The following is a 4,528-nucleotide window of genomic DNA, read 5'->3' as shown; positions in this document are numbered from 1 at the left end:
TCTTCTCCCTCTCCCCTGAAGGGGAGAGGGAGAAGGAACCGGCAGAGGCCGCGCTCGCGCGGGCGCTCGACTCCGCCGAACCCGCCGCTGCGGCGGCCGTCGCGCGCGAGGATTTCGAAGCGGCGATGGCAGCCCTTGCCACGCTGCGTGCGCCGATCGATGCGTTTTTCGAAGGCGTGATCGTCAACGATCCTGACCCCGAAAAGCGCGCCGCCCGGCTCGCCTTGCTTGATCGGGTTCGTGCTGCGGTGCACAATGTTGCAGATTTTTCCAAGATCGAGGGCTGAACGGACGCGCACTTTGCCTGAACTTTAGCCTAACCTTCCAAACGCCTCCCCAGCGAATACAGGTACTTAGAGGGAAGACCCATGACGCAATACGTGTATCGGTTCGGCGGCGGTGTTTCGGACGGGGGCAAGGGGGACCGCAACCTCCTGGGGGGCAAGGGCGCGAACCTTGCCGAGATGGCCGCGATCGGCCTGCCGGTGCCGCCCGGCTTCACCATCTCGACCGAATTCTGCGCGGTCTATTATGACGAAGGCGGCCAATTCCCGCAAAGCCTGCGCGACGAAGTCGCCACCGGCATCGCCCATATCGAAGGCGTGACCGGCAAGCGCTTCGGCGATGCCGCCGATCCGCTGCTCGTCTCGGTCCGCTCGGGCGCGCGCGCGTCGATGCCCGGCATGATGGACACGGTGCTCAACCTCGGCCTCAACGACCAGACCGTCGAGGGCCTTGCCGCCACCAGCGGCGACGCGCGCTTCGCGTGGGACAGCTATCGCCGCTTCATCCAGATGTATTCGGACGTGGTGCTCGAACTCGACCACGATGCATTCGAGGAAGCGCTGGAAATCGCCAAGGAAGACCGCGGCTATTTCCTCGATACCGATCTCACCGCCGATGACCTGCGCGGCCTCGTCGCCGAATATAAGGGCCTGGTCGAGAAGCTTTGGGGCAAGCCCTTCCCGCAGGACGTGCACGATCAATTATGGGGCGCGGTCGGCGCGGTCTTCGGATCGTGGCAGTCGGAACGCGCCAAGGTCTATCGCCGCCTCAACGACATTCCGGCAAGCTGGGGCACCGCCGTCAACGTGCAGGCGATGGTGTTCGGCAATATGGGCGACACCTCGGCCACGGGGGTCGCCTTCACGCGCGATCCGGCGATCGGCGCACGCGCCTATTATGGCGAATTCCTGATCAATGCGCAGGGCGAGGACGTCGTCGCCGGCATCCGCACCCCGCAATATCTCACCACCGCCGCACGCGAGGCGGCAGGCGCCAAGCCGCTGTCGATGGAAGAGGCGATGCCGGTGGTGTTCGCCGAACTCGCCAAGGTGTTCGACCTGCTCGAAACGCATTACCGCGACATGCAGGACATCGAATTCACCGTGCAGCAGGGCAAGCTGTGGATGCTGCAGACCCGCAACGGCAAGCGCACCGCCAAGGCCGCGCTCAAGATCGCGGTCGACATGGCCGAGGAAGGGCTGATCACGCGCGAGGAGGCCGTCGAGCGCGTCGATCCGGCAGCGCTCGACCAGTTGCTGCACCCGACGCTCGACCCCAAGGCGGTGCGCGACGTGCTGACCAAGGGCCTGCCGGCCTCGCCCGGCGCGGCCTCGGGCTTTGCCGTGTTCGACAGCGACACCGCCGAGAAGCGTGCGGCAGCAGGCGAGGCGGTGATCCTGATCCGCACCGAAACCAGCCCGGAAGACATTCACGGCATGCACGCCGCCAAGGGCATCCTCACCGCGCGCGGCGGCATGACCAGCCACGCCGCGGTGGTGGCGCGCGGCATGGGGCGTCCGTGCGTTTCCGGTGCCGGCGGCATTGCGATCGATGCCAAGGCCGGCGTGATGCGTGTCGGTCTCGGGGCCGACGCGCGCGTGGTCAATGCGGGCGACACCATCACCATCGACGGCACCACCGGCGAAGTGATGGCGGGCGAAGTGCCGACCGTGCAGCCCGAGCTTTCGGGCGATTTCGCGACGCTGATGGTGTGGGCCGATGGCGTGCGCCGCCTGCGCGTGCGCGCCAATGCCGAGACCCCGCTCGACGCCAAGGTCGCGCGCGACTTCGGTGCCGAGGGCATCGGCCTGTGCCGCACCGAACATATGTTCTTCGATGCCGAGCGCATCACCAATGTCCGCCAGATGATCCTGGCCGAGGATGAAGCGGGCCGCCGCGCCGCGCTCGACAAATTGCTGCCCGAACAGCGCAGCGACTTCGTGCAATTGTTCGAGGTGATGGCAGGCCTGCCGGTGACGATCCGCCTGCTCGATCCGCCGCTACACGAATTCCTGCCGCATGAGGAAAGCGAATTCGCCGATGTCGCGGCGGCGGCGGGTGTCGCGGTCGACGAGCTCAAGCGGCGCGCGGCCGACCTGCACGAATTCAACCCGATGCTGGGGCATCGCGGCTGCCGTTTGGGCGTCACCTATCCCGAAATCTACGAGATGCAGGCGCGCGCCATCTTCGAGGCGGCGGTGCTGGTTGCGCAGAAATCGGGCGCGGCACCGATCCCCGAAGTGATGATCCCGCTGGTTGGCACGCGCCGCGAGCTGGAATTGATGAAGACGGTGGTCGACAAGGCGGCGCAAGCGGTGTTCTCCGATACCGGCACGACGATCACCTATCATGTCGGCACGATGATCGAACTGCCGCGCGCCTGCCTGATGGCGGGCGAGATTGCCGAAGTGGGCGAATTCTTCTCCTTCGGCACCAACGACCTGACGCAGACCACGTTGGGCGTCAGCCGCGACGACGCCGCGCGCTTCCTGACGACCTATGTCGAGCGCGGCATCTATGCGCGCGATCCGTTCGTCAGCCTCGATGTCGAGGGCGTTGGGCAGTTGATCGGCATGGCGGCAGAGCGTGGTCGCGCGACGCGGCCCGACATCAAGCTCGGCATTTGCGGCGAACATGGCGGCGATCCGGCGTCGATCGCGTTCTGCGAGACGGTGGGGCTCGATTATGTCAGCGCCTCGCCGTATCGTGTGCCGATCGCACGACTGGCAGCGGCGCAGGCCGCGCTTGCGGCAAAGCCAGCGGCATGAGGTGGGGGGCATCCGCATGAGGGCTTGGGCGCGGTATCTTATCGGCACGGTGGCCGGGGTCGCGCTCGGGCTCGGCGGTGCGGTCTATGCCCTGCGCAGCGCGGCGCTCGGCAACAATGTGGCGATCGGGCCGTGGACGACCGGGCAGACCTTCGGCTCGGCGGCGGCCGACCCCTATACCCGCGCGGTGGTCGCGTTGAAGGGCCTGCTCGCTTTGCCCGCGCAGGAGGCGCGCTATTACACCGCCGCCCGCGACAGCGCGGGCGCGCGGATCGAGGGGCGGTGTCGCTACCGCATCACCGGCGCGGCGCTGCCCGCAGCGTGGTGGAGCCTGACGGCGTATGACCCGGACGGCTATCTCGTCCCCAATGCCGCCGGACGGTATTCGGTTGCGGGGGCGGCGTTCCCCGATGGCGGCAAAGCGGGCTGGACGATCCTGCTCGCCCCGACCGCGCCGCCGCCAACCGAAACCGCGAAATGGTTGCCAAGCGGCGGGATCGCGCGCGTCGAACTGACCCTGCGCACTTATTTGCCGAGCGATGGGGGCCGAGGGAATCCCGGCGCGGACATCCTGCCCAAGATCACGCGGGAGGCCTGCTGATGGCGCGCTGGACCGGCCCCCTTGTCGCCGGGGCACTCGTCGCGGCGCTCACCGGCTATGGCGCGATCGCCTATGCGCCCGATCTGTTGATGGCGACGGCGATCCGGCGGGTCGCGGTTGGCGGCTTCAACCGCTTCGCGCACAGCCCGCTCGCTACGGCGGCAAGCCGCCAGATCGTGCGGCCCAGCCCGGACCTGGCCTATTCGGCCTGTCCCTATGACATCTCGCGAGGGTCTTTGCTGATCCACGCGGTGCCGGTGGCGGCACCCTATTGGTCGCTGTCGATCTTCGATTCGCGGACCAATGCGGTGTTCGTGCGCAATGGTGGGCAGGCGGGGGGGAAGCCGTTTGCGGTTGCCATCACCCACGCTGGGCGTTCGGTGCCGACAGGCTATCAGCGCGTCGATGTCGCTGGGGACCGCGGGATCGCGTTGATCCGGATTCTGGTCGCCGATCGTGCGGCCTTTCCCCGGCTGGATGCGGCGCGCCGGGCGACGGTGTGCGAACTGCGTTAAAGCGGCGCTGGCTCGGTTGCGGCGAAATGCGCCGCGTGATCGGCATTTTGGCCCGCGCGCAGCAAGGCTGCCTGCGGCCGCCATTGCTCGCGCGCGACATAGCCAACGGGCAAGGAGAGCCGTTGCTCCAGCGCCATCTCGTCCTGCGCGGACAGCTTTTCCAGATCCTCGAAGCGGACGATTCCCAGATCGGACAAGCGCGCCTGCAGCGCGTCATCAATGCCGCGGATTCTCGTCAGCGAATCGCGCGGGCTCGGGACGAAACGGTCGGTAGGGGCGGGGTCCGGGGCTGCCCGTCGCGATTTCGGTCGGCTCGGCTTCCAGTTCTGGCTGATGAACCGGTGACGGCTCGACGGCGA

At 67.4% G+C, this 4,528-nt stretch carries 4 protein-coding genes and 1 pseudogene; 4 read left to right on the top strand and 1 reads right to left on the bottom strand.

Annotation, left to right across the window (positions count from 1 at the left end; all coding sequences use genetic code 11):
- From NW75_RS20870 to NW75_RS20855, 4 genes are all read left to right on the top strand, one after another.
- Positions 1-287: DALR anticodon-binding domain-containing protein (locus NW75_RS20870; RefSeq protein ID WP_033967327.1), on the top strand; the 287-nt coding region annotated here is incomplete at its 5' end.
- 81 nt (positions 288-368) lie between these two features.
- Positions 369-3,053, top strand: a complete 2,685-nt coding sequence (gene ppdK / locus NW75_RS20865) for a pyruvate, phosphate dikinase (RefSeq protein WP_033967326.1) — start codon at positions 369-371, stop codon at positions 3,051-3,053.
- A gap of 16 nt (positions 3,054-3,069) precedes the next feature.
- A complete protein-coding gene (locus tag NW75_RS20860; RefSeq protein ID WP_033967329.1) occupies positions 3,070-3,654 on the top strand; it encodes a DUF1214 domain-containing protein in 585 nt (194 codons plus the stop codon).
- Positions 3,654-4,169, top strand: a complete 516-nt coding sequence (locus NW75_RS20855; RefSeq protein ID WP_033967325.1) for a DUF1254 domain-containing protein — start codon at positions 3,654-3,656, stop codon at positions 4,167-4,169. The genes NW75_RS20860 and NW75_RS20855 overlap by 1 nt, the downstream gene beginning before the upstream one ends.
- Here the strand turns inward: NW75_RS20855 and NW75_RS25450 are convergent.
- Positions 4,166-4,528: pseudogene (locus tag NW75_RS25450) on the bottom strand (hypothetical protein); the annotation flags it as partial. The gene NW75_RS20855 and the pseudogene NW75_RS25450 sit on opposite strands and share 4 nt — an antisense overlap.

The sequence above is a fragment of the Sphingomonas sp. Ant H11 genome (genome assembly GCF_000797515.1).
Lineage (GTDB): Bacteria > Pseudomonadota > Alphaproteobacteria > Sphingomonadales > Sphingomonadaceae > Sphingomonas.
This window is presented reverse-complemented; position numbering and strand designations above follow the sequence as displayed.